The sequence below is a fragment of the Williamsia sp. Y853 genome (assembly GCF_056786495.1).
In genome coordinates this window covers 92,334-116,975 of the sequence record NZ_JBXCJC010000001.1, presented here as the reverse complement: position 1 = coordinate 116,975, position 24,642 = coordinate 92,334, and the positions used below count along the sequence as shown (strand labels likewise).

25 protein-coding genes are annotated in these 24,642 nt (G+C 62.7%); 14 read left to right on the top strand and 11 right to left on the bottom strand.

The features are described 5' to 3' along the window. Position 1: 1 nt before the first annotated feature. From AC1TPF_RS00600 to AC1TPF_RS00575, 6 genes are read right to left on the bottom strand one after another with little or no spacing between them, the layout of a single operon-like run. On the bottom strand, positions 2 to 1,102 hold the full coding sequence (locus AC1TPF_RS00600) for an acyl-CoA dehydrogenase family protein (RefSeq protein ID WP_482137336.1): 1,101 nt from the start codon (positions 1,100 to 1,102) through the stop codon (positions 2 to 4). A 26-nt stretch (positions 1,103 to 1,128) separates the two neighbouring features. Further along, positions 1,129 to 1,545 (bottom strand): nuclear transport factor 2 family protein, encoded by a 417-nt coding sequence (locus AC1TPF_RS00595; RefSeq protein WP_482137101.1) that lies wholly within the window; start codon positions 1,543 to 1,545, stop codon positions 1,129 to 1,131. Further along, positions 1,532 to 2,743: a metal-dependent hydrolase family protein gene (locus AC1TPF_RS00590; RefSeq protein WP_482137102.1), complete on the bottom strand. Its 1,212-nt coding sequence runs from the start codon at positions 2,741 to 2,743 to the stop codon at positions 1,532 to 1,534. The genes AC1TPF_RS00595 and AC1TPF_RS00590 overlap by 14 nt, the downstream gene beginning before the upstream one ends. A gap of 1 nt (position 2,744) precedes the next feature. After that, positions 2,745 to 3,071 carry a hypothetical protein gene (locus AC1TPF_RS00585; protein ID WP_482137103.1) on the bottom strand — a complete coding sequence of 109 codons (327 nt, stop codon included), beginning with the start codon at positions 3,069 to 3,071 and terminating at the stop codon, positions 2,745 to 2,747. Next, the gene (locus tag AC1TPF_RS00580) at positions 3,052 to 4,323 is read right to left on the bottom strand and encodes an aromatic ring-hydroxylating oxygenase subunit alpha (protein WP_482137104.1); all 1,272 of its coding nucleotides are present in this window, start codon (positions 4,321 to 4,323) and stop codon (positions 3,052 to 3,054) included. Before AC1TPF_RS00580 ends, AC1TPF_RS00585 begins: the two co-directional genes overlap by 20 nt. A 3-nt stretch (positions 4,324 to 4,326) precedes the next feature. Next, a complete protein-coding gene (locus tag AC1TPF_RS00575; RefSeq protein WP_482137105.1) occupies positions 4,327 to 4,857 on the bottom strand; it encodes a carboxymuconolactone decarboxylase family protein in 531 nt (176 codons plus the stop codon). Positions 4,858 to 5,319: 462 nt separating this feature from the next. Between AC1TPF_RS00575 and AC1TPF_RS00570 the strand changes: the two genes are divergently transcribed. From AC1TPF_RS00570 to AC1TPF_RS00505, 14 genes are all read left to right on the top strand, one after another. Beyond that, positions 5,320 to 6,690 (top strand): ABC transporter substrate-binding protein, encoded by a 1,371-nt coding sequence (locus AC1TPF_RS00570; RefSeq protein ID WP_482137337.1) that lies wholly within the window; start codon positions 5,320 to 5,322, stop codon positions 6,688 to 6,690. Beyond that, entirely contained in the window at positions 6,690 to 8,870 is a 2,181-nt protein-coding gene (locus AC1TPF_RS00565) for a branched-chain amino acid ABC transporter permease (RefSeq protein ID WP_482137106.1), read from the top strand. The genes AC1TPF_RS00570 and AC1TPF_RS00565 overlap by 1 nt, the downstream gene beginning before the upstream one ends. Then, a complete protein-coding gene (locus AC1TPF_RS00560; RefSeq protein WP_482137107.1) occupies positions 8,848 to 9,564 on the top strand; it encodes an ABC transporter ATP-binding protein in 717 nt (238 codons plus the stop codon). The genes AC1TPF_RS00565 and AC1TPF_RS00560 overlap by 23 nt, the downstream gene beginning before the upstream one ends. Continuing rightward, complete coding sequence (locus AC1TPF_RS00555) at positions 9,561 to 10,268, top strand: ABC transporter ATP-binding protein (protein ID WP_482137108.1); 708 nt, start codon at positions 9,561 to 9,563, stop codon at positions 10,266 to 10,268. The genes AC1TPF_RS00560 and AC1TPF_RS00555 overlap by 4 nt, the downstream gene beginning before the upstream one ends. Beyond that, positions 10,265 to 10,669 carry a hypothetical protein gene (locus tag AC1TPF_RS00550; protein ID WP_482137109.1) on the top strand — a complete coding sequence of 135 codons (405 nt, stop codon included), beginning with the start codon at positions 10,265 to 10,267 and terminating at the stop codon, positions 10,667 to 10,669. The genes AC1TPF_RS00555 and AC1TPF_RS00550 overlap by 4 nt, the downstream gene beginning before the upstream one ends. Then, positions 10,635 to 10,949 carry a hypothetical protein gene (locus tag AC1TPF_RS00545; RefSeq protein WP_482137110.1) on the top strand — a complete coding sequence of 105 codons (315 nt, stop codon included), beginning with the start codon at positions 10,635 to 10,637 and terminating at the stop codon, positions 10,947 to 10,949. The genes AC1TPF_RS00550 and AC1TPF_RS00545 overlap by 35 nt, the downstream gene beginning before the upstream one ends. Positions 10,950 to 11,105: 156 nt before the next feature. Next, positions 11,106 to 12,272, top strand: coding sequence for an acyl-CoA dehydrogenase family protein (locus AC1TPF_RS00540; protein ID WP_482137338.1), 1,167 nt, complete (start codon positions 11,106 to 11,108; stop codon positions 12,270 to 12,272). After that, complete coding sequence (locus tag AC1TPF_RS00535; RefSeq protein ID WP_482137111.1) at positions 12,272 to 13,039, top strand: SDR family NAD(P)-dependent oxidoreductase; 768 nt, start codon at positions 12,272 to 12,274, stop codon at positions 13,037 to 13,039. The genes AC1TPF_RS00540 and AC1TPF_RS00535 overlap by 1 nt, the downstream gene beginning before the upstream one ends. Further along, positions 13,039 to 14,301: a CaiB/BaiF CoA transferase family protein gene (locus AC1TPF_RS00530; RefSeq protein WP_482137112.1), complete on the top strand. Its 1,263-nt coding sequence runs from the start codon at positions 13,039 to 13,041 to the stop codon at positions 14,299 to 14,301. Before AC1TPF_RS00535 ends, AC1TPF_RS00530 begins: the two co-directional genes overlap by 1 nt. Further along, positions 14,291 to 15,112 (top strand): enoyl-CoA hydratase/isomerase family protein, encoded by an 822-nt coding sequence (locus tag AC1TPF_RS00525; RefSeq protein ID WP_482137113.1) that lies wholly within the window; start codon positions 14,291 to 14,293, stop codon positions 15,110 to 15,112. Before AC1TPF_RS00530 ends, AC1TPF_RS00525 begins: the two co-directional genes overlap by 11 nt. Beyond that, positions 15,113 to 16,258 carry a thiolase family protein gene (locus AC1TPF_RS00520; protein ID WP_482137114.1) on the top strand — a complete coding sequence of 382 codons (1,146 nt, stop codon included), beginning with the start codon at positions 15,113 to 15,115 and terminating at the stop codon, positions 16,256 to 16,258. It abuts the gene before it with no gap. A gap of 13 nt (positions 16,259 to 16,271) precedes the next feature. Beyond that, positions 16,272 to 17,420, top strand: coding sequence for an acyl-CoA dehydrogenase family protein (locus tag AC1TPF_RS00515; RefSeq protein ID WP_482137115.1), 1,149 nt, complete (start codon positions 16,272 to 16,274; stop codon positions 17,418 to 17,420). A 94-nt stretch (positions 17,421 to 17,514) separates the two neighbouring features. Beyond that, positions 17,515 to 18,120: a TetR/AcrR family transcriptional regulator gene (locus AC1TPF_RS00510; RefSeq protein ID WP_482137116.1), complete on the top strand. Its 606-nt coding sequence runs from the start codon at positions 17,515 to 17,517 to the stop codon at positions 18,118 to 18,120. Further along, complete coding sequence (locus AC1TPF_RS00505; RefSeq protein WP_482137117.1) at positions 18,117 to 18,620, top strand: hypothetical protein; 504 nt, start codon at positions 18,117 to 18,119, stop codon at positions 18,618 to 18,620. The genes AC1TPF_RS00510 and AC1TPF_RS00505 overlap by 4 nt, the downstream gene beginning before the upstream one ends. Before the next feature lie 75 nt (positions 18,621 to 18,695). On the opposite strand, the gene AC1TPF_RS00500 is transcribed toward AC1TPF_RS00505, so the two are convergent. From AC1TPF_RS00500 to AC1TPF_RS00480, 5 genes are all read right to left on the bottom strand, one after another. Beyond that, positions 18,696 to 19,367: a hypothetical protein gene (locus AC1TPF_RS00500; RefSeq protein WP_482137118.1), complete on the bottom strand. Its 672-nt coding sequence runs from the start codon at positions 19,365 to 19,367 to the stop codon at positions 18,696 to 18,698. Positions 19,368 to 19,475: 108 nt separating this feature from the next. Further along, the gene (locus AC1TPF_RS00495) at positions 19,476 to 21,308 is read right to left on the bottom strand and encodes an HNH endonuclease signature motif containing protein (protein ID WP_482142188.1); all 1,833 of its coding nucleotides are present in this window, start codon (positions 21,306 to 21,308) and stop codon (positions 19,476 to 19,478) included. An 845-nt stretch (positions 21,309 to 22,153) separates the two neighbouring features. Then, positions 22,154 to 22,612: a pyridoxamine 5'-phosphate oxidase family protein gene (locus tag AC1TPF_RS00490; protein ID WP_482143974.1), complete on the bottom strand. Its 459-nt coding sequence runs from the start codon at positions 22,610 to 22,612 to the stop codon at positions 22,154 to 22,156. Positions 22,613 to 22,663: 51 nt separating this feature from the next. After that, positions 22,664 to 23,677 (bottom strand): zinc-dependent alcohol dehydrogenase, encoded by a 1,014-nt coding sequence (locus tag AC1TPF_RS00485; protein WP_482142187.1) that lies wholly within the window; start codon positions 23,675 to 23,677, stop codon positions 22,664 to 22,666. Continuing rightward, positions 23,674 to 24,642 (bottom strand): NADPH:quinone oxidoreductase family protein, encoded by a 969-nt coding sequence (locus AC1TPF_RS00480; protein ID WP_482142186.1) that lies wholly within the window; start codon positions 24,640 to 24,642, stop codon positions 23,674 to 23,676. Before AC1TPF_RS00480 ends, AC1TPF_RS00485 begins: the two co-directional genes overlap by 4 nt.

Here is a 24,642-nt window from a genome sequence, read left to right as displayed (position 1 = left end):
TTCACTCCTTCCCGAGATCGAGTAGTCGTCGCGCGATGATGTTGCGCTGGATCTCCGCGGTGCCGCCGTAGATCGTCGCGGCACGCGAATAGAGGTATTCGATCCGCCATTCCGACTCCGAGAGCTCGATTGCCCCCGGCAGCAGGTCACGTGCGGTGTTGAACAGTTGCTGTTCGGCGGTGGCCAGCAGCACCTTGTCGACCGACGTCTCGGGCCCGAGTTGGGCTCCGTCGGCCAGTCGTTGCTGGGTCATCCGGGAACGGCAGCGAATCGTGTGCAGGGCCAGGTAGGCGGAGCCGAGTTCGGCGTCGTCTGCGGCGGTGGTGATGGGCGCGGACTGGGTTAGCAAGCGGTCCAGCCGGGTGAACAGATAGGCAATGCGGTGCCAGAAGCACGTTGACCGTTCATGGGGGAGGAGATCCATCGCCACACCCCAGCCGTCGCCGGGCTTGCCGAGCATCCGGTTGGCCGGGACAACGACATTGTCGAAATAGACCTCGGCGAACTCGTCGACCCCGTGCATCGTGCGCAGCGGCCGAACGGTGATACCGGGAGTGTCCATGTCGACGAAGAACGCGGTGATCCCGTTGTGGCCGGGACCCGTTCGCGTCAGCAGGACACAACGGGAGGCGTACTGGGCCAGGCTGGTCCAGACCTTTTGCCCGGAGATGACCCAATTATCGCCCTGTTGTTCGGCTTTGGTCGTCAGTGATGCGAGGTCGCTGCCCGAACCGGGCTCGGAGAATCCTTGGCACCATTGCTCGGCGCCGCTGAGCATCAACGGAACCATCTCTGCTGCCAGTTCCGGTGTCGCGTAAGACATCATCGTCGGCACCAGGACTTCGATCATGGAATACAGGCCCGGCTCGGCGAGATCGCGGATCGCGACCTCTTCGCCGAGGACCGCACGCAGTTCTGCGGGTCCACCGAGACCACCGACCGCGGCGGGCCACCCGTAGCGCATCCACCCCGCATCGAAAAGGGCCCGACGCACCCGATTCAACTGCTCGACCTGACCATCCAGAGAATGGTCGGGCCCAGGAGTCAGATCATTGGCGTCGAGCCATTCTCGAACAGCCGAGCGGAATTGCCCGGTGTCCATGTGACCGGTGTCGATGTGACCGCTGTTCATGCACCCGGACGTTCGAACGCGTGCGGGATACCCGAATCATGTTCGCCGCTGCGGCGGATGAACGTCATCTTGCGGGTACTGATACGCCAGCCGGCTTCCGTGCGGACATAGGTGTCGTTGTAGTAGCCGATGCGCATGTCGTGTGTGGCGTCATGAACGAAACACAGTGGCTGCGTGCCGGTTCCGGTATCGCCGTCGATCTCGAGCAGTGGCAGGCCGGTCATGAACAGGCCCTTGGGCGCTGCCGCGACCAGATCGGGGAACTGATCGAGGGGAAAGGCGTCGCCGAAGGCGCTGTAGGTGCCGTCGGGGGTGAAGACACTGACAACGCCTTCGACGTCGTTCTGGGTCATCTTCACCGCGTAGCGAGCCAGCAATTGCTGGAGCTCGAGCAGATCATCATTTGTTGACATAGATCTTGCCGCCTTTCATCACGAACTTCACGTTCTGAGTAACGGTGATGTCGTCCAGGGGATTTCCCGGCAGGCCGACGATGTCGGCGAGCAGCCCCTCTGCCAACCGGCCGCGGTCGGTGACGTTGATCAGATCGGCGGCCACGGTGGTGGCGGCGCGCAGTACGGCCAGTGGGCTCATGCCGCGGTCGACCAGGGCGACGAGCTCATCGGCGTTCTTGCCGTGGGGGATTGCGGGGGCATCGGTTCCGACGGCGATCTTCACGCCGGCGTCGTAGGCCTTTTTCACGGAGATGCGGGCCTGCGGGAACATGATCGCCGCTTTGTCTTTGAGTTCATCGGGGGCATGGGAGATGTCCATGCCGTCGATCAACCGGGTCGTTGGGACCAGGAACGTCCCGTTGTCGACCATCATCTGAATCGCTTCGTCATCAACGAGGAAGCCGTGTTCGATGCAGTCGATTCCGGCCTTGATGGCCTGCTTGACCGCTTCGGCGCCGTGGGTGTGCGAGGCGACCCGCAGCCCACGTCGATGGGCCTCGTCGACGATCGCGACGAGTTCGTCGAATGAATAGTGCTGGGCGCCAGCGGTTCCGGTGTGTGACATGACACCACCGGAGACACAGACCTTGATCAACTGGGCACCGTGCTTGATCTGGTACCGAACGGCCTTCTGGACCTCGGCGACACCGTTGGCGATGCCCTCTTCGATGGTCAGATCGAGGACGCCGGGCATGAACGCCGCGAACATCGTCGGATCCAGGTGTCCACCGGTGGGGGTGATCGCGTGCCCGGCGGGAATGATCCGCGGTCCGTCGACCCAGCCGGCGTCAATGGCCTTGCCGAGTGCGACGTCGAGCAGATAGCCGCCGGTTTTCACAAAGAGTCCGAGGTTGCGGACGGTGGTGAAACCGGCCCGCAACGTGCGGCGGGAGTTGCCCACCGCACGCAACATTCGTAGCGGCGGATCATCCTGGACCATGGATGCGACGGGCTTTTCGCCACGTCCTCCCATGAGCAGGTTGACTTCCATGTCCATGAAGCCAGGGACCAGGATCAGGTCACCGAGATCGGTGATTTCGCCTTCTGGAGTACCTCCTATTCCAACTATCCGTTCACCATCGATCCGGATGACTCCGGGTCGGACGATTTCGCCGGAATCGATGTCGAGAAGGCCCGCCGCTACGAGTGTTTGCATGTCAGAACACCGGCTGCTTCACGGTCTCGACCCAGGCCGCACCGCTGTCGAGCACGCGGGGCTGCTTCCAGACCTCGATCGGGAACGACACCATGATCAGCGACGACAACAGGTGCATGAGGGCGCGGACGTCCTCGGGCAGGTCATCGAGCTGGAACTTGTCGCAGTAATCAAGCGCGGCTTCGATGCGGTCCATGCCGGCGTCGTAGAACACCTGCATCTCGTCCATCGTGGAGTCGAGACGCTTGGCGTAACGCTCCTGCTCGGTGGCCAGAATCCAGTCCGAGAACTTCTCTAGATCAGCGAAGTCACTTGGTAGCTGTGGCATTTTTGTGCTCCCTTACTTCATCTTTGACCACCTTGTGGAGGTGGCGGAGGAGGATTTCCTGATCGCAGAGCGGGAAGTCGCTGACCGTCTTGGTTGCGAGCATCGTCTGCGTTGCTTCGAGGGTGTTGGCGTCCTGGAACGCGTACTCCTTGAAGGTCACCGCGGCGAGTTCCTGAGCCAGGCGCTCCCGTGGGGTCTTCGCGGGTACGAAGTAGAGATTGGCCTCGAAGACGTGCTGGTTCACCGCGGTGGGCCAGTAGTGGTACGTGAGGTACCAGCCCGGAGCCCAGAACAGCAGCGACATGTTCGGGAAGAACTCGAACTCGTCGATGCCCCAGGGCTTTGCCTTGCCGGGGTTGATGCCCGGGGGCAGCGGATCGAGGCCCTCGATGTCGGGACGATCCCATGGTCCGAACAGGCCACTTCGCAGAGCGCGCTCGATCGGCTTGACCATGTTCAGGTCCTTGGGCGGCGACATGCCTCCCCAGGTGGAGATCATCGAGTGCGGGGTGTCGATGTCGTAGTGCAGAGCCTCGAAGCCGTGGTGCAGCAACTTTTCGGCTTCTTCTTTGGTTGCCTGCTTCTGATGCAGCACCGGCGCGTGGTAGAACTCCGCGAACGCGTCGATGAACAGCTTCCAGTTGGCGTTGATCGTCGACTTGTAGCTGTAGACCGAGGTCATCTCGTGGTACGGGTAGCCCTCGACACCTTCGGCGAGCCGGCCGAGGTATTCCTTCAGCGGCTGGGCGTTGTCATCCATGTTGACCCAGATGAAACCTTCCCAGACGTCGCAGTTGACCGAGACCAGGCCGTAGTCGTTCTTGTCCAGGTCGAAGAACTCGCCCTCCTGCTGGACGAAGGTCAGGTCGCCTTCGAGGCTGTAGCGCCAGGCGTGGTACTTGCAGGTGAACTGGCGGCAGGTACCCGAGGTCTCTTCGTTCGGGAAGTCGTTCCAGACCAGCTTGTTGCCGCGGTGACGACAGACGTTGTGGAAGGCGCGGACCTTGCCCTCGGTATCGCGCACGATGATGAGCGAGGTTCCGAGAGCGGCGATCTCGCGGGTGAAGTAGTTGCCCTTCTTGGGGATGCGCTCCACGCGACCGATGTTGACCCACTTCTTCTTGAAGATGGCGTCAATTTCCCCCTGGTAGAACTCAGGGTCGGTCGAATCCGAGTAATCAACCGGTGCGGTGCCGAGCTCCGGCCAGTGCTCGGTCCAGCTGCCTGCAGCTGGTTTTTCAAAGTGGGCCATGATTTACCTTTCCTGTTCGAGCTGTACGTCAAAAGTGTTGATAGCCATTGCGAGCATCCGATACGACCCGACTGTGAAGACGAGATCCATCCGCTGCTTTTCGTCGAGGTGGTCGGATAGTTCCGCCCAGGTCTCGTCCGAGATTCGAGAGTGCTGATTTAGTTCATCGACTGAGCGCAGGGCCACGCTGTCGAAGTCATTGAGTCCCTCGCCGCGGGCTGCCGCGGAGATCTCCTCCTCGGTCAAACCTGCCTGTTTGCCGAGTTGAATATGGTGGTGCGCTTCGTAGTCGCAGTTCGCGACGTGTGCAATCCGCAGGACCATCAGTTCGCGAAGGCGCGCCGGCAGGGTCGAGTTGAACAAGATGTAAACATTGAAGCCGAGGTACGCCTGTGTCAGAGCTGGATGACGTACCAGTGTGGCGAGGATTGTTCCGGCGTTCTCCGGATTCCTACGCCACCTCGGCAGCATGCCTTTCAGGGCAGTGTCGACGGTCTCATCCCATTGGTCCGCGGGTAGCGGGGGCAGACGCATCCACCACCTCCTCTCATTCGGTCGGAGAATCACGTTCTCACTTTCGAATACCTAGATTTCCATGAACCGCCCGGTTAGTCAATCCTGCTGGAAAATTCCTCGACTTTGATGCCGTGGGCGACTGTGGCTCGCGGTTCGGTCTCATCCTGGGGTCCTTGACTTGGACACTTCTATGAGGGTCGCGGTTATCGGGCCGCTCACCTGGATAAACGAGCGGGCCGACCCTGAATCGTGCACGTATGCTGTCCGGTTTGCCGATGGTCACAGTTTCAGTAAGGTGTGACCTGCATCCTACAAAATCTTGATTCTTCAAATGGGAGAAGCTAGTTTCCTACTAGCGGAAGCGCCACAGCCCACAGCGTGCAATCCATCCGCCGTGGGCAGGGTCCACAACCCGTCTCGGATCTCCCCATCCGCAGACGGACGGACGTAGTCGAAAGGAACAATGTGAAACCACAACGCATGCTGATCGCCTTGATGGCGATCACGGTGCTCGTTGCCGGCTGTAGTGGCCGAGACAGCAGTGACACCGGGACCGAAGAAGGCGGTGGTGGCGGCACCACTGCGGCGGCCAGTGCGTCGAGCGACTTCGGCGACCTGTCCGACGTCTGCTCGTCGGGGCCGTCGAAGGGGTCCACCGCGCAGGGGGTCACGGACTCGGAGATCCAGGTCGGGGTCTTCTCCGATGTCGGCTTCACGAAGAATTCGGAGTTCGTCGACACGGCCAAGGTGTTCACCTCCTGGTGCAACGATCTTGGTGGTATCAACGGACGCAAGATCGTTGCCAACACCCGTGACAGCAAGCTCATGGAGGTGCGCCAGCAGATGATTGCCGCGTGCCGTGATGACTTCGCCCTCGTCGGCGGCGGCAGTGCGCTCGACGGACTCGGTGTCAAAGAACGCCTGGGTTGCACCCTTCCGAGCTTCCCGGGTCAGGTTGCCCAGATGCAGTCGGCAGGCGCTGACCTCGAGATCTCCGCCGATCCGAGCATGACAGCGGGCTATGACCCGTACTACGGCTTCCGGAACTGGCTCATCAATGAGGCGTACCCCGATTCCAAGGGCGCGGTCGGCATCATCAACGGCGACTCACCTGTGACAAAGGTACTTGGCGAGCAGGCGGTCGAATCCACCACCGCAGCCGGTGGCACATTCATCTACAACGATCTGTACCCGGCCATGGGTGTGTCGGACTGGACGCCTTACGCACAGTCGATGAAGAGCAAGGGCGTCAAAGGGCTCATCTACTACGGCGATTTCAAGCAACTCGCCAAGCTCGAGAGTGTGCTGACCAGCATCGACTACAAGCTCGACTGGATCGACACCAACAACAACGCCTACGGCGATCAGTTCGTCGAACTGGCAGGCTCCTCGGCCGCCGAGCAGAACAACTACCTCGATCTCGGGGGCAACGCGCCCTTCGGAAGCGATGTTCCGGCGATGCAGCAGTTCGAAGAACTGTGGGCCAAGTACTCTCCGGACACCGAGATGACCCTGCCTGCGATTCGTGCGATGTCATCCTGGTTGCTGTTCGCCAAGTCTGCCGCGGCCTGTGGTGACGATCTGACCCGTGCCTGCCTGGTGGAGAACGCGAAGAGCGAAACCGCTTGGACGGGTGGCGGATTGCACGCTCCGACGAATCTCTCGGCACCCGTTCCCCCGAACGGTTGCTTCAATGTCGAGAAGACAACAGCCGACGGCTGGGAGTCCGTGGACGTCGGTAGTGAGGGCGGAGAGTTCTATCGCTGCGTCGAACCGTACAAGTACACCAAGGATTACGGAGCCCCGATGACCCTGGCCGATGTGGGTAAGAGCATGAGTGATGTGAAGTAATGGACCAATTCCTCACCTTCGGAATCGTTGGACTGACGACCGCTGCGATCTATGCAGTGATCGGCAGTGGTCTGGTACTCACGTACACGACCACCGGCGTCTTCAACTTCGCGCATGGCGCGGCAGGCATGTTTGCCGCGTTCACGTTCTGGCAGATCTCCATCGGATGGGGTTTGCCGGTATGGCTCTCGCTGGTAATTATTCTCGGTGTCCTGGCACCGGGGTTTGCGATCCTTGTCGAACTGGCGATGCGCCCGGTCCAACGATTGGGTGAGGCAGAGAAAATGGTGATGACGATCGCTCTGTTGAGCGGTCTGATCGCCCTGGCACGGTGGATCTGGAATCCGAACGACGCCAAGTCGATTCCCCGGTTCTTCGCCGACCAGTCTCCGATACACATCGGTTCGGCCACCATCACCTGGCATCAGATGGTGACGATGCTGGTGGCGATTGCAGTGGCAATCGGCCTGCGGCTGTTGATGTTCAACACCCGTATCGGCACCGAGATGCGGGCAACCGTGGACGACAGGGGACTGGTCGGCCTCACCGGAGCAAATCCGGTGCGTGCCAACCGCGTGGCGTGGATCCTGGGCACCGAACTGGCCGCGATCGGCGGCATCTTGATCGCCTCGATGGTGGCCCTCGATGCGATGCAGCTGTCGTTGCTCATCATCAGCGCTTATGCCGCAGCAATTTTCGGGCGGCTCAAGAGTTTGCCGATGACCTTTGTCGGCGCAATCGTGGTCGGTTGCATGGAGGCGTACCTCGCCGGCTACCTGCCACAGAACGAGTACCTTCCGGGTCTGCGCCTCGCGGCGCCTGCGCTCCTGCTGCTGTTGGCCCTGCTGTTGTTCCCGCATGGCCGTCTGCGTGGTCGCGACCGGCGTCTGACCAAGGTTCCGTTGCCGACAGTGCGTGGCACCGTGATCTTCGGTGTGGCAATCGTCGTGTTCGCGGTGGTGCTGACGACCGTCCTCAGTGAGGGTGATCTGATCAGCTTCGGATTGATCTTCCCGATGAGTATCATCGCGCTCTCGTTTGTCCCGCTTGCGGGCTTTGCCGGTCAGATCTCGTTGTGCCAGTTGACGATGGCCGGTATCGGCGCGGCTGCGTGCGCCTACTTCGGAGGCAGCGGGCAGTGGTGGGCACTGATCGCCACGGTGTTGGTGTCGGCGATCGCGGGTGCGATCGTCGCCATCCCGGCGCTACGGCTCTCGGGGGTGTATCTGGCCCTGGGAACCGCCGCGTTCGCGGTCATCATGGATCGCTGGATCTTCACCCTCCCGGCGTTCAACGTCTTCGGTGCAGAGATCACGATCTTCGATCAGGGATCGGTCGAGTTGGTGGGGCCCAACCTGTTCGGGTTCCATTTCGACACCACGGCCAGGATCACGATCCTCTCGGCGATATTCCTCGCCCTGGCGACACTCGTCGTGGCACTGGTTCGCCGAAGCCGGTACGGGCGCAGGCTCATCGCGCAACGTGACAGCGAGGCGGCCTACGCCACGCTCGGCGGCAATCTGCTGACGGCGAAGGTTGCGGTCTTCGCACTCGGTGCCGGCATCGCCGGTCTCGGTGGCGCCCTGTACGGAATGCAACTGCAGTCGGTCACCGCCGATCAGTTCAACTTTGTTGCCGGACTGCCGTTGTTCCTGATCGCGACCATCGCGGGTCTGGGCTCGGTGGGTGCCGGGTTCTTCACCGGATTCATGCTGGCCGGTCCGTTTGTCGCAGTGGTGATGATCTGGCCCGATTCCGCCGACCTCGTCCAGGTGATCCCGGGTCTGGCGGGTATCGCCTTCGCAGGCGGAATCCTGAGTTCGGGTGCGATCCCGCAGATGCGCAAGCAGTGGGATCCGATCTTCGCCGATCGCATCGCGGTGTCGGCATTCCTGAGCTGGTTCGTGCTGCTCTGGGCACTGCGCCTCGGCGACGTGTTCGATGGCTGGATCTTCTTCTTCGGCATCGTCGCCGGAGTGATTGCCCTGCAGGTCTGGGCGGCGCTCAAGCCCGCTCCGATCATCGATCCGGACGATCCGGATTTCCCGAACTCGGACACTTTGGGCTCCGATGGGTCGATTGTTGATGAGGACATCCCGGTCGAGTGGTGGGGGCTCAAGCGCCCGTGGCGCGCCGAGGACGAGGAGGTGTTGGACCATGCCATTGCAACTCGAGGTTAGTGGTGTGACGGTGGCCTTTGGTGGCCACCGCGCGCTGGAAGACGTTGCGCTGTCTGCGGAGGCAGGCAAGATCACCGGCTTGATCGGGCCAAACGGCGCAGGTAAGAGCACGCTGTTCGACGTTGTCACCGGATTGCGCAAGCCGGTGACGGGCACCGTGGTGATGGATGGCCACGACGTGACGCGAGAAGGTCCCTCCAAGAGGGCCCGACGTGGTCTGGCCCGGACATTTCAGCGACTGGAACTGTTCGGCCGCTTGAGTGTTCGCGACAACCTGCTGGTTGCCGCGGAACTCGGTCCGCATCGTCGCAACGCGGCAGAGGTCGTCGACGAGATCATCGAGCGACTCGGTCTCAGTGACATCGCCGATGTGAGTTCGGACGAGTTGCCAACGGGCATGGGGCGTTTGGTGGAGGTGGCGCGAGCCCTTGCCGTCAAACCCAGCCTGTTGCTGCTGGACGAACCGGCGGCCGGTCAGGATCCCGAGGAAACGGAACGCTTTGCGCTCCTGCTCCGCACGATCGCCGACCGTGGCGCTGCGATCCTGCTGGTCGAACACGACATGGAACTGGTCATGGAAGTCTGTGACCAGGTGTTCGTGCTCGACCTCGGCAAGATCATCGCATCGGGTCCGCCCGACGTGATCCGTAAAGACGAGAAAGTTCTGGCGGCATACCTGGGGACGGAAGCATGACTCCAATGTTGGAACTGAGGGACGTCCGTGCGGCTTACGACGCCATCTCGGTGCTACACGGCATCAATCTGAGCGTCTCCGCCGGACAGGTCGTTGCGCTGCTCGGACCGAACGGCGCAGGCAAGACCACGACGCTGAACGTGGCGGCAGGCAATCACCCGGTCAAATCGGGGCAGCTGGTGCTCGGTGGTCGAGATGCCACCGGAATGGCACTTGGCGATGTGGCCCGTGCGGGTGTCTGCCTGATACCCGAAGGCCGCGGCGTCTTCCCGAACCTGACGGTCCGGGAGAACCTGCAGATGATGACCTTCACCGGGCGTTCGCGCGCGGAGATCGAAGAGATCGCGTTCAGTCGCTTCCCGATTCTGGGTAAGCGGGCAACGCAGACCGCCGGCACGATGTCCGGTGGTGAGCAGCAGATGCTGGCCCTGTCCCGGGGTCTGGCAACCGATCCCGCGGTGCTGTTGCTCGACGAGTTGTCGATGGGGCTGGCACCCCTGATCGTCGCCGAGCTCTATGAGCAGGTGGCGGAGATCGCCCGGCAGGGTGTCGCCGTACTGGTTGTCGAGCAGTTCGCGGCGGCCGTTCTCGATTATGCAGACCATGCCGCGGTGCTAGTCCGCGGACGGGTCGAACACCAGGGTCGTCCCGACCACGAATTCCGAAAACAACTGGCAGCCCTCTACCTAGGAAGTTCCTCATGACCTCATCCGAATCCCGCGCCGATCGCTTCACCCGCGAATTGTCCGAGCTGAAGATCGCCGATCCGGCGACCGGGCGGTCGCAGCTCTGGTTGCGCATCGGCCTCGCTTTGATGGTGATCGGCCCGGTGCTGGCGATCATCGCGTACTTCATCTCGCATGGCACCGCGAATCCGCTCGAGCAGCGCGACGCAATCGTCATCGCACTCATCGGTATCTCGCTGGCTGTCGTGGGCTCTGCGGTGTTCCTGCGTTACTCGCTCACAGAGTTCCTGCGATTCTGGTTGGCGCGGCAGGCATTTGACTTCAGTAACCTCTCCGAGCAGCTGTCTCCCAACGATAAGATTCTCGTCGAAAAGGATGTTCACGATGACTCAGCAAAGCACGCCGTTGCGCCCCGGTGACCAGCTGGCAAGTACCAGCTGCGCCACCCGCGTCGTGGTGGTGAAGGCGCCGGCAGGCGACGTGGCGGTTGCCTGCGGCGGAGCGCCGATGGTTCCGGCCGCCACCGCGGCAAAGATCGCCGGTGACGGCGGCTCTCCGGCAACACTTCTCGGAAAGCGCTATGTTGACGCAGGCGACACGATCGAACTGCTCTGCACGTCGGCAGGCACCGGATCGTTGAGCGTCGATGGCGCCGAGCTGAGTATCAAGAGCCCAAAGCCGCTGCCCGCCTCTGACTGATCGGGTATCTGAGCGCCAGAAGGTCGTCGTCGCGGGGGGTCGGAATCCGACCTCCCGCAGCGGCGAATCTTCTGCGTTCACGTCGCAGACGTGGTGACTCGATATGGATATCGGCTCGACACGGAATATCGGAAGGAATGCGTTGTGTCCACCGGAATGAACTTTGATTTGACCGAGGATCAGGAGCTGATCCGCAAGTCGGTATCCGAGCTGGCAAGTCGTTTTGATGACCAGTATTGGATGGAAAAGGATCTCGCGCACGAGTTTCCGAAAGAATTCTACAAAGCGATCGCCGATGGTGGCTGGCTGGGAATGACCATGCCGGAGGAGTACGGCGGTCATGGCCTCGGCATCACCGAGGCGACGCTGTTGCTGGAGGCGGTCTCCCGCTCCGGCGGTGCGATGAATGCGGCGAGCTCGATCCACCTCTCGATCTTCGGTATGCACCCGGTGGTCGTACACGGATCCGATGAGTTGAAGGCGCGCACGCTGCCCCGAATCGTCAACGGCGACCTGCACGTCTGCTTCGGTGTGACCGAACCCGGTGCCGGCCTGGACACTTCACGGATCACCACCTTCGCCAAGCGAGACGGTGACAGCTATGTCGTCAACGGTCGCAAAGTGTGGATCTCCAAGGCGATGGAGTCGGAGAAGATCCTGCTGCTGACCCGAACGACGAAGTACGAAGACGTCGAGAAGAAGACCGACGGCATGACGCTGTTCCTCACCGATCTCGACCGCAGCAAGGTGACGATCCGGCCGATCCCCAAGATGGGCCGAAACGCGGTGACCTCCAACGAGTTGTTCATCGACGATCTCCGGATCCCGATCGAGGACCGGGTCGGAGAAGAGGGCCAGGGCTTCAAGTACCTGCTCGACGGCCTCAATCCCGAGCGGATGCTCATCGCCTCGGAGGCCCTCGGTATCGGCCGTGTGGCCCTCGACAAGGCCGTCAAGTACGGCGGCGAGCGGATCGTGTTCAATCGGCCGATCGGCATGAACCAGGGCATCCAGTTCCCGCTGGCCGACGCGCTGGCCCACCTGGATGCCGCAGAACTGGTGCTGCGCAAGGCAACCTGGCTCTACGACAATAAAAAGCCCTGTGGCCGTGAGGCGAACACCGCAAAGTACCTTTGTGCTGAAGCCGGTTTCAATGCGGCCGACCGGGCCCTGCAGACGCACGGCGGTATGGGCTACTCGGAGGAGTACCACGTCGCGCGGTACTTCCGCGAGGCCCGGCTGATGAAGATCGCCCCGATCAGCCAGGAAATGATCCTGAACTATCTGGGTTCACATACTTTGGGAATGCCGAGGAGCTACTGATGAGTGTCAAGAGTGGGATGTTTGATCTGACCGGACGGTCGGCCCTGGTCACCGGCGCTGCCGGTGGTATCGGTTCGGCTGTGGCAGAGGCGTTTGCCGCTGCCGGTGCCGCCGTTCTGGTCACCGACATCAATGGCGAGGCGGCCACGTTGGTTGCCAAGCGCATCGTCGAAGCCGGTGGCAAGGCAGAGGGTTTCGAGCTGGATGTCAGTGATCGCGAAGGTGCCGATGCGGCTGCGTCGGCTGCGGCCGCGCTCGCCGACGGGGTCCTGCACATCGTTGTCAACAATGCCGGGGTCACCGCGCCTGCGATGTTCAAGGACACCACCGCAGAATCGTTCCAGCGCATGCTCGACATCCACCTCAAGGGTGCATTCAACTGCGCGCAGGCGGCATTGCGGTACCTCCCCACCGACGGCACCGGCCGAATCATCAACGTGACCTCGTCGGCCGGTATCACCGGCACGCTGGGGCAGGTCAACTACTCGGCGGCGAAGGCCGGAATCATCGGGCTGACGAAGTCACTCGCCCGCGAGTTGGCCCGCAAGCAGATCCTCGTCAACGCGCTGGCCCCGCTGGCCGCCACGCCGATGACCAAGACGATCCGCACCGACGAAAAGTTCGCAGAGACCATGCTCAACCGGATCCCGTTGCGGCGCTGGGCAGAACCGGAAGAGATCGCAGGCGCGTTCCTGTTCCTCGCCTCGGATGCCTCATCGTTTGTCACCGGCCAGGTTCTGCCGGTTGATGGCGGCATGGTGATGTGATGACAAACGCTGACCTTTCGGAAACACCTGACCAGCCGGGGACAGGTGAGTCGGTGGGCCCGCTCGCCGGTGTCACAGTGGTGACCCTCGAGCAGGCAATTTCGGCTCCGATGTGCACCCGCACCCTCGCAGATTTCGGGGCCCGGGTGATCAAGGTCGAGAATCCGAAAGGCGGCGACTTCGCCCGTCACTACGACGATGTGGTGAAAGGCCAAGCAGCTCACTTTGTCTGGGCCAATCGCGGCAAGGAATCGGTCACTCTGGATCTGAAGTCGGAGGCCGGGATCGATCTGCTACACCGGCTGCTGGATCAGGCCGACGCGCTGGTGTCGAATCTGGCGCCCGGAGCGACTGCACGGCTCGGCTTGTCGGGGGACGTGCTGGCGCAGCGTCATCCGAATCTGGTTGCGGTCGAGATCGACGGGTACGGCAGCGGTGGTCCGTTGTCACACAAGCGGGCCTACGACCTGCTGGTGCAGGCCGAGGCCGGCGTCTGCGCCGTGACCGGATTTCCGGGGCAACCGGCGAAACCCGGTCCGCCGGTGGCGGATGTCTCGACCGGGCTCTATGCCGCACTGTCGATCATCGCGCTGCTGTACTCGCGGGACCGGCGCATTGCGCAGGGCAAGGGTTCTGCCGAGGTCAAGGTGAGTCTCTTCGACACCGCGGCCGAGGTCATGGGTTATCAGCTGAACTACACCCGCCATTCAGGGATCGACCAGCAGCCGTTGGGCATGAGTTCGCCCGCGGTGTCGCCGTACGGTTCGTACCCAACCGCCGACGGGCAGACCGTGGTCCTGGGCACCACCAACGACAGCGAGTGGCAACGTCTGGCGCGCGAGATCATCGGGCGTGACGATCTCGCGGACGACCCCCGTTTCGCGAACAACAGTGGGCGGGTGGAGAACCGCGCGGTCCTCGAAGAGGCCGTAGGAGCATGGTGCGGCAAGCATGATCTGGTGGACATCCAGCGCATCGCGGACAAGGCAGGGATCGGTAACGCGCGGTACAACCTGCCCAGCGAGGTGATCGCGCACCCGCAGCTCTCCGAGCGTGATCGGTGGCGCGACATCGATACTCCGAACGGTCCGATCGCAGCGTTGCTGCCGCCTCCGATCATCTCGGGTTTCGATCCTCCGATGGGCGCGGTACCGGGGCTCGGTGAGCACACCGAGAAGATCCTGGCCGATGTCGGCGTCGGCGAGGCCGATCTGGTGGGATTACGGGCACAGGGCGCGGTCGGTCCGGCGTATGAACGCTGAGCCGGAACTGCTGTGCGCTGACCGCGACGGTGTCCGTACCCTCACCCTGAATCGACCGCGCCGCAAGAATGCGATCAGCAGGGAACTCTGGATTGCGTTGCGTGATGCGCTGATTGCCGCAGGCGATGACCGCAGCGTCCGGGCACTGGTCATCACCGGTGCAGGCGGGGCGTTCTGCTCGGGTGCCGATATCGCCACCCCGGATCCGACCCATCCCACGTACAAACTGCGGAACCTCACCGCGGTTGCCGAGCTGCTGCACAACCTCCCGATGCCGACGATCGCCAAGGTCGACGGGGTGGCTGTGGGTGCGGGCTGGAATCTGGCGCTCGGTTGCGATTTCGTGGTCGCGACACCTGGATCGACGTTTTCGCAGATTTTCGTCAAACGCGGACTGTCGATGGATCTCGGCGGTTCCTGGCTGCTGCCCAAACTCGTCGGCCTGCAACAGGCCAAGCGGCTGACGATGCTGGCCGACACGATCGATGCAGAAGAAGCCCGCGCGCTGAACCTCGTCACCTGGGTTGTCGCCGCATCCGAACTCGACGGATTCGTCGACGACCTCACCGGCCGACTCGCGGCCGGCCCGCCGATTGCGCTGGCACAGACCAAGGCTTTGCTGAACGAGGGCGCCGATCGCACATTGCACGACGCATTGGCCAACGAGGCCCGCGCGCAGGCGGCCAACTTTGCAACCCGCGATGCCCAGGAGGCGTTTGCTGCCTTCAGCGCGCGGCGAACACCGGAATTCACCGGCCAGTGGGCTGTGCCCAGGCCGTCATCGTCAGAACACCGAAGTGGAGAAAAGTAGATGCGCGAAGTAGTCATCGTCGAGGCGGTTCGTACCGCTGTCGGAAAGCGGAACGGTGGACTGGCCGGCGTCCATCCCGTCGATCTTTCGGGTCATGTACTCAATGCGTTGGCCGAACGCAGTGGGGTGAACCCTGAGATCATCGATGATGTTGTGTGGGGCTGTGTTTCGCAGGTCGGCGACCAGTCCAGCAACGTCGGTCGGTACTCGGTGCTCGCGGCGGGATGGCCCGAATCGATTCCTGGCGTCACGATCAACCGGGCGTGCGGATCGAGCCAGCAGGCGCTCGACTTCGCGGTGCAGGCGGTGATGTCGGGTCAGCAGGACGTGGTCGTGGCCGGTGGTGTCGAGGTGATGAGCCGGGTGCCGCTGGGCGCAGCTCGATCCACCGGTGCACCGTACGGGCCCAAAGCCCTTGGCCGCTATGAGGGTTTTGCCTTCAACCAAGGGATCTCGGCAGAGAAGATCGCCCAGAAGTGGGGTTTCGACCGGACCTCGGTCGACGAGTTCTCGGTGCTCTCACATGAGCGGGCCGCGGCGGCGCAGGATGCCGGGGCGTTCGAAAGCCAGATCGTCGCGACCCCGACCGAAGACGGTGTGGTCACCGCCGACGAAGGAATCCGTCGGGGGAGCACGGTCGAAAAGCTTGCGAATCTGAAGCCCGCGTTCTCCGAAGACGGGGTGATCCACGCCGGGAACTCTTCCCAGATCTCTGATGGCGCAGCCGCATTGCTGGTGATGACCCCGGAGAAGGCGCGCGAACTCGGCCTGAAGCCGTTGGTGCGGTACACCGCAGGCGCCGTTGTCGGCGACGATCCGGTGCTCATGCTCACCGGCCCGATCCCGGCGACCGCGAAGGTCCTCGACAAGGCGGGCGTGAAGCTCTCCGAGGTCGGCGTGTTCGAGGTGAACGAAGCGTTTGCCCCGGTACCGATGGCCTGGCTTGCGGAGACCGGAGCTGATCCGGCCCTGCTCAACCCGTTGGGTGGCGCGATTGCTCTGGGACACCCGCTCGGTGGCTCGGGGGCGATCCTGATGACCCGCATGATCAACCACATGCGTGACAACGGAATTCGGTACGGACTGCAGACCATGTGTGAGGGCGGCGGCACTGCCAATGCCACCCTCGTCGAATTGGTTTCGTGAGAGAGGAAGCGAAATGAGACGCGGAGTATTCACCGAGGACCACGAGGAATTCCGGGCGCTGGCGCGCGACTTCATCGGCAAGCGCATCGTTCCGGAGTATGCGGCCTGGGAAAAGGTCGGTCAGATGCCGCGCGAGATCTTCGCCGAGCTCGGATCGCTGGGACTGCTGGGTATCGCGATCCCCGAGGAGTTCGGGGGCGCCGGCCTGCGCGACTACCGCTACAACGTCATCCTCCAAGAGGAAGCGGCTCGAGCGCTGGTCACCCTGAGCACGGTCCGGACCCAGCTCGACGTCATCCTCCCGTACTTCCTCGAGTACGCCAATGACGACCAGCGGGCCCGCTGGTTCCCCGGGCTCGCCAAGGGCACCCTGTTGTCGGCGATCGCAATGACCGAACCCGGCACCGGCTCCGACCTCGCGGGCGTCAGCACCAACGCCGTCCTCGAGGGCGACGAGTACGTGCTGAACGGGGCGAAGACATTCATCACCGGGGGTTTGCTCGCCGACCTGGTGATCGTCCTGGCCCGGACATCGACCGATCCGGACAACCGTCGTGGCGGATTGTCACTGCTGGTCGTGGAAGACGGCATGCCCGGATTTGAGCGCGGCCGGGTGCTCGACAAGATGGGTTGCAAGGTCCAGGACACCGTCGAACTGTCGTTCGACAACGTCCGGGTGCCGGTGTCGAACCTGCTCGGTGAGGAAGGCAAGGCATTCGGTTACCTCGGCCGGAATCTGCCACAGGAGCGCATCACCGTGGCCGTCGGATCGATTGCCCAAGCGCGGGCGGCCGTGGCGACCACCATCGACTACGTGAAGGAACGCAAAGCGTTCGGCACGCCGGTTGCGTCCTTCCAGAACACCAAGTTCGAACTCGCGGCCATGTCGGCCGAGATCGAGGCCGGACAGGCGATGGTCGACCGGGCGGTCCTCGATCTCGTGGACGACGAACTGTCCGGTCCGGACGCCGCGAGGGTGAAACTCTTCTGCACCGAGGTCCAGGCAAGGGTCGTCGATCGGTGCCTGCAGCTCTTCGGTGGATACGGGTACATGACCGAATATCCGATCGCGAGACTCTATCTGGATGCCAGGGTCGCGCGCATTTATGCAGGTACGAGCGAAGTGATGAAGGTGATCATCGCGAAATCGCTCGGTCTGTGATCTGCAACCCAGATCAAATTTGATGAGACCCTTGTCACAAGGCGTAATCCAACCTACTATCTGTTCAGTTGGTTGGCTGTAGCGAAGGAGATCAGTGGCGCGCGATCGGCCGTATGAGGCACTTCTCGTCAAAGGCGAGGAGCGCAAGCGACAGATTCTCGACGTCGCTCAGCGGTTGCTCGCACGTAACGGGTGGCGAAACACGACTCTGTCGCAGATCGCCGCCGAAGCCGGCGTCAGCTCCGCCGGTTTGCTCCACCATTTCGAGTCCAAAGCACAGCTCCTGCATGCGGTGCTCGAAATGCGTGATGCCGACGACGACCAACATGCCGATCGCGCAGGCGATCTGTTGGATGGGATAGTGAGGGTCGCCGAGCGATTCGAACGATCTCCGGAGTTGATTGGAACGTTCGCGGTTCTCCAGATGGAGAACCTCGAACCTGATGCGCCGCTGCATGATCGCCTGCTCGCCAGGTATCACGCCGCAATTGACACCGTTGCCGCTGGTATCCGGCGCGGGCAGGTCGATGGTCGATACCGGACGGACTTCGATGCAGATTTGAAGGCCGTCGAAATAGTCGCCTTTCTCAACGGGATGGAAACATCATGGCTGCTGGATCAATCAATTCCACTGACGGAAGTGTTCAGGGATTACGCAAGATCGCTGGCGAAGGACTTCGCGCAGGTGACGAGTTCGTGAAGTACCGCCTGGTGGTCGTTGCGCCCACGGCAAACGAGGTCATCAAGTACGCGGGCGGTCTGGTGTTCGACCGCGGTATGGCCGGCTGGGACGTCACGGTGCTGGTGCAGGACGATCCGCACGCTCGGGCCCTGCAGATACTCGGCGCGCAGACGGTCGATTTCGAGTCGGCGTTCGAGTGGCGTGGATTGGGCTTCCATCCGCAGGCCGTGGTCACCGCAGGTTCGCTGTACGAGCGTGATGATCGGGTGCGCGAGGGTGTGCAGCAGATCCTCGAAGACGGTGAGACCGAGGTGACCCTGTGGGGAGACAGCCTGCCCTCGGAACTCGAAAGCCGGATCGGTACGGTCCGACATCGTCTCAGCGTCGCCGCCCGGGCCTTCAAGGCGCAGGCGCTCGCGGCAGCGTCTCTGCCTGCTGATGCCGTTGGACTCTCCGAGGTGTTCCGCTGCGGCAAGACCCATGCGTGGGAGGGTCTGTCGGATCTCGTTCCGGCCTGACGACGAACTTTCACCTGGGCCCTGACACGCATGTGTTGGGGCCCAGTCTTTTTTGCGTCTACCGGCACACTCTGTTCAGGCGAGATGCAGCGCCGGCGGCGCCTTGGTCCGTAACTTGTTGCCCAAGAACGTTTCTGTGCGCGCGACATCTGTTGCGGAGGCAGACGTGGCAGAGAGTGCGTGCCGCTTGAAAGCGCGGGCGGCGTTGCTGAGCTGATGTTCGACCGGAGTGACGTCGTCGCCGTCCGCCGCGGGCCGCTCCGGACCCCACAACATTGTGTTGGTGGCACCCTCGTCGAAGGATTGACGGACGGCCTCGCGTAGCCGGGTGTTACCGGCGCACAGGTCGCCGGCGATCACGACCTTCTGGGGCCAAGGCGTGTGGCGGCGTGATGCAAGTGCCGGCTCGAGATCCATCGCCAGAGCCGTGTGCACGTCGAGGATCCGGGTGCCGAGTATCTGCAGCGGTCGCGGATCGGCCTCCGGCGGAACCAAGACGGTGACGATCCAGCCCGCCATGATGTGGTCGAACAGCAGGCCACCGGCATGCTCGACGAGGTCGGCGGTGGTGGTGCCCAGGACGGCCAGCCGGTACGGCAGGTCGCGGCTTCGAGCTCGCAGGCGCTCCTGCTTCACCAGCCGGACAGCGTCGACGAGCTGATCGTTGGTGGCGAAGGCGGGAACCACCGTCATCGTTGCCCGCTCGGGTGTCGAGGACGGTATGGGCCGCCCGGCTGCTCCGCTCACGAGAATATTGTGGCCGGGAACCGCTTCGATGGTCGCGGTTTCGCCAATTCGATGTCCGATCTGGGCCAGAGCGCCTGATTGCGTATACGGCGTGGAGCATCGGACATGCTAAAAAGTCGGCGGCGGGCTGTTCCTTCCCAGTTCTTCGCGAAGTGCTTGTCGACGGTCGTCCTCTCGTTCTCGTTGTCGGCGGTTGGCCATTCGTTCTTGATGGCGGCGTGCGTGTTTGGCAGCGGTGCGTGACTGCGCTCTGCTTGGTGGCTGCACTACCGGTGGCGAGGTACCCGGTGACCCGCGTTGATTGTCGAAGATGATCAGCCGCAATGTCGGGAACAGGTCGTCGCCGGTCCAGGCCGGCCCGTCACGGCTGTGGCCTTCGGGGGTGGTGAAGATCAGGCAGGCTCGGCCGGTGTCCGGGTCGGGGTACTGCTCGTCGAGCCAGTCCAGGTGGGTCTTGAGCAGGTGATGAAAACGGCACAGTGTCTTCATCTCTGACGGATGTGTGCAACCACCGGCATCCGGATCGTGGTGGTTGTACTCACGCGTGTGATCAAGATCGGCACCCCAGGCTTTGTGCTCACACCCGGGCCACATGCAGTAGACATCGCGGATGCGTATGTAGGTGTCGAGAACGACCGACGGCCGATACTTGTCACCGGGTTGGGTCGCCGGAAGCGGAACTACCTGTCGGAACGGCGCTTCCCCGGTGCTGTTGTCATCTCCGAACCCGTCGAGTGGCAGCTCCTCCGGCGAACGCGTGTAAATCTTCCGATTGGGCGCCTTGACATCGGGTTCGGGCTGCTCCGGTTCTGGTTCTGCCGGGTGTTTCTGTGCTGGTTCAGCTTCAGCCGGTTCGGGCTGCTCTGGACTCTTCTGTGCCGGCTTTTGCTGCGCCGGTAGAGGTTCTGCCGCTGCAGATTCAGCACGTCCAGGCTCCGGCTCAACGAACGTGGTTTTGTTGCCTATCGGTCGCTGCACTGTCTCAGGTCGGTTCGCGATATCTCGAACATGGTCGCCGGAGATGACGCCGTGCTCATCGAGGAATCCGGGATTGTCGGCATCACCATCAAGGGTGACCTGATCGGTGATCACATGCATCACGATCTTCACATCGATACCCGAGATCACCTGATCGGCCGGAACCGTGATGATTTCAGCAGTACAAGGATGTTTCGGGTCATCAGGGCACTGGCAAAAGAACTCTCGGCCCATCACCGTTGCGAACAACGCGTCGGCCATCCGGTCGGATTTGCGGCGCGGATCAGCCTTGCAGGTCGACATGGCCAGCTTTTCCAGCCTGGCCATGATCATCACCATCTCTTCAGCGGTGGAATGTGCGTCTATCACTGCCATACCGTGATCGGCGTTGTTGGCCCAGACCCCACGGTTCTTCTTCGCATCCTCGCGAGCGAGGCGGACCAGCTCGGGGTCGCGGCGGAAGATGATGGCATCGACCATGTCTCGCATCCGGCCTTTCGACCACGATCCACGACGCCCCAGTGCTTCGGCGATCCCTCGATCGATATCAGCCCGATGCTCAGAACCCTCGATCAACTCGGTCCGCGACACTATGTCCGGAATATGATGGGCAGCAACCTCTCCCGCCTTCAACAGTGCGCTGACCGCCGGCAACCGATCCCGCAACGCCAACGCCCGAGTGATCTGCGCCTGCGCAGCATGCTGGGTCAACCCCTGTGCGACCGCCAGTCTCGCCGCACACTGGGTAAACGGATCGAGCGCGCACAACTCGGCATCAGTGCCCGCGGTCGGCTCGACCAGTTTCCGATGCGCGATGGCCGCGACGGCATAACGCTTCCACTCCATGCGGCTTTGCTGCGCCATCGCCAGCTCGGTGTGGCGCAGCAAATCATTAATATCCAGCGACTCGGCAGGGTCCAATTCGTCGTCCCCACCAGTGTCTTCGATCTCCCCATCGAACATACAGGCGAGACTATAGGACCCCACCGACAATCGATTTTGATGCGGTGATCGGACCAATAGTGGGCGTGACAGCGACACCCCATCCGCTGATCGCGACCTGCGGATGGGCTGTCGCTGTGAGCGCGGCAGGAAATGTGTGCCTTCGTCTCAGCTCTTGACTTTGATCAGATCCTCGCCGATTGCCTGACCGTCGGCGACCAGGCGCATTGCGCCGGCCGCCTTATCGAGTGAGCAGGTCGCGCCGATGTGGGCCCCACGGGCACACGATCAGGTCCAGCCGAGATCGACTATCGAACGGTTACTGCCGAGCGTGCCAACGAGGCCAGGACCAGCGGTACCGTCGCAAGCGGCGGGTTTCACTTGTCAGTCGGAGCGGTTTCTGTCCCCGGTCGTGCGCGTCGGGCGTGTCTCTTCAGGCCGTAGGTGTCATACGTTCGGCCTAGTCAACGGGCCGTGCGGTCGTCCACGGCCCGCGATACCGAAACACTTTCGGCGCTAGGTCGACTTCGGCTGGCAATCGATTCGTGAAGACATGTGACTTACCGCCAGATGCAGACGGATTCTCCAGGGCGCAGGCCCGCACTATGGCGACACATAGGCCACGCCTTACGGGAGCGAGCTCGGGCGCGACGGCGCACCAGCCCGGCCGGACACTTGGGATGCGGTGACCCGCCGCGAGCTGCGGGGACTGTTGTTCTCGGTTCCTGTTGGTTAACGTCGGACTAGGAAGCGAACGAGCCAAGTCCCCAGGTTTGTGAACCACAGCTTCTGAATATCCGGTCGCGACGAACGTCCGTCTGGGCCCAGTGCTCCAAATGTTCGAAGCACAGAGGTGCCGACACTCGCTATCTTCCGGCTTTCCGAAAGTCCCAGCTGACGATCTTCTCCGGGACAACTCGAAGCCAGGCATGCCTTCCGTCGTAACCGAACCTGCCACCGGCGTACTTCGCGCCGAATGCTGCTTCCGGGGCATCGAGCTCCTCGACCGGCTCACCGGTCCTGGGGACCTCACCGACCGGGGTTGCGTAGCCGATGATCTCCACGCCACACAGATCGGAGAAGTCGTCACCCGAGTCCACGAGCACCGATACCCTCCGGTCGCGATCGATGTCGGTCCAACGCTGGCTCTTCACAAGAGAATTGAGCCACAGCACCTTGCCGTCCCAGACGTACCAGAGTGCTGACATGTGCGGGGCACCGTTCACGCCGCTCGTTGCCACCCGGCAGGTGCGGTTCTCGTTCAGGAATGTGTCGCGCTCCTCCGGTGTCATGGCGATGCGTCGCCCGCGTTTCTGCTCCCGCAACTGGTCGCTCAAGGTTTGCCCTCTCGTGGGTGTTTTTGTGGTGCAGCCGGTTCAAGAAAAGGTGACAACGACTTTGTCGGCGGCACCCGGGGTGGATGCGGTGGACAGGGCCTGCTCGACATCGGTGAAGTCGAACTGGTCGCTGACGATCACCGCGAACTTTTCCCAGTGGTCGGCGATCTCCGCTGCGACCTGGAAAATCTCATCGGGGTAGCCCATCGCGGTCACGATGTTGATCTCGGCGCCGAGGAGGAAGCCGAAGTCGATCTCGACGGGCGCTTTGTGCACGGCGACGATGCACACGGTGGCGTTCTGTTTGGCCGACTGCATCGCGATGTGCAGCACCTCGGGAACTCCGGCGGCATCGAGGTAGATGTCGGTACCGACGCGGGGTTTGCCGGTTGCGGTGGTACCCGGACCATGTAGTTCGAGTAGTCGAGTCCCGACGTCCTCGGTGGCGGAGTTGATCACCGCATCGGCGCCCACCGCGAGCGCCTTCTCCAGGCGCGACGGGAGAATGTCCGCCACCACAACGTGTTTCGCGCCGCTGAGTTTGAATCCGATCACTGCGCCGAGTCCGATGGGCCCGGCACCGAAGATCAGAACGGTGTCGCCGGGTTTGACGCCGGTGCGGTTCACCGCATGGCGGGCGACCGCCATCGGCTCATTGAGCGCGGCAACGTGGAACGGGACCTCGGGTGGCACGACCGCGAGATTGCCTCCGACTTCGGCCCGCTCGACCAGGACGTACTCCGACAAGGCGCCGACCGGTCCACCACCACCCATCATGCCGGTGCCGTCGGCCATCGGGTTGATCACGACGTGGTCGCCGACCGTCAGACCGGCAACCAGTTCTCCGACCTCGACGATCTCTCCGGCCGGTTCGTGCCCGAGTGGGGTTTTGCCCTGCAGCGGTGGGATGCCGCCGATCTCGATGTAGAACCCGTCCGAACCGCAGATTCCGCAGGCCCGCATCTTGATCAGGACATCTTCGGGTCCTGGACTGGGGATGGGTATGTCGATGATCGCGGTGGTACCGACGCCGGAAACGATGACCGACTTCACCGGGTGACCTTGACGAGTACCTTGCCGATCGCCTGACCATCGGCGACCAGACGCAATGCCGAGGCTGCCTCGCCAAGTGGGTAGGTCGCGCCGATGTGGGGGACCGCAGTGCCCTTGATCAGGAGTTCGGCGAGTTCGTCCTCATTGCGGCGGTACTCGTCCGGAGGCAGATCCTGGAACTGAAATCCCAGCACGTGCACCCCTTTGACGAGGATGAGGTTGAGCGGGATCCGCGGAATGGTGCCGGAGGCATAGCCGATCGTGACAAAACGTCCGCCTCGGCCCAGCGCCCGCAACGCGGGTTCGGACTGGTCGCCACCGACCGGGTCGATGACCGCGTCGGCGCCGCCCGGGACCAGTTCGCGGAGTGCGGTCCGCAGGTCGGCGCTTCGGTGGTTGATCACGTTGGTGGCGCCGTAATCCTTTGCCACGGCGAGCTTTTCGTCCGAGGATGCGACGGCGGTGACGGTGGCACCGATGGCGACGGCGAGTTGCGCCGCCGCCAGTCCGACGCCACCACCGGCACCGAGAACGATCACGTGGTCACCCGATTTAACGCGGGCCACCGAGCGCAGCGTGTGGTACGCCGTGCGGTGCGCCACGCCGAAGGCGGCCGCCACCTCGTCGGAGATCGACTCCGGGATCTTCTTGAGTCCGGCGGCTTTTGCACACACCTCTTCGGCGAAGGCGCCGACGATGCCTGTCCCGGTCACCCGGTCGCCGACGGCCACCGATGTGACATCGTCGGCAATCTCGGTGACCTCACCGGCGAATTCGCTGCCCGGCACGAACGGCGTGGGTACCTTGACCTGGTATTCCCCGGCGATCACGAGTACGTCCGGAAAGTTCGCTGCGGCGCAGGCAACTGCAACCCGGGCCTGACCGGCTTGCAATGTCGGCGCGGGAATATCCTGCACCTCAACGATTTCCGGAGGACCCAGTTCTCGACACACGGCGGCGCGCAT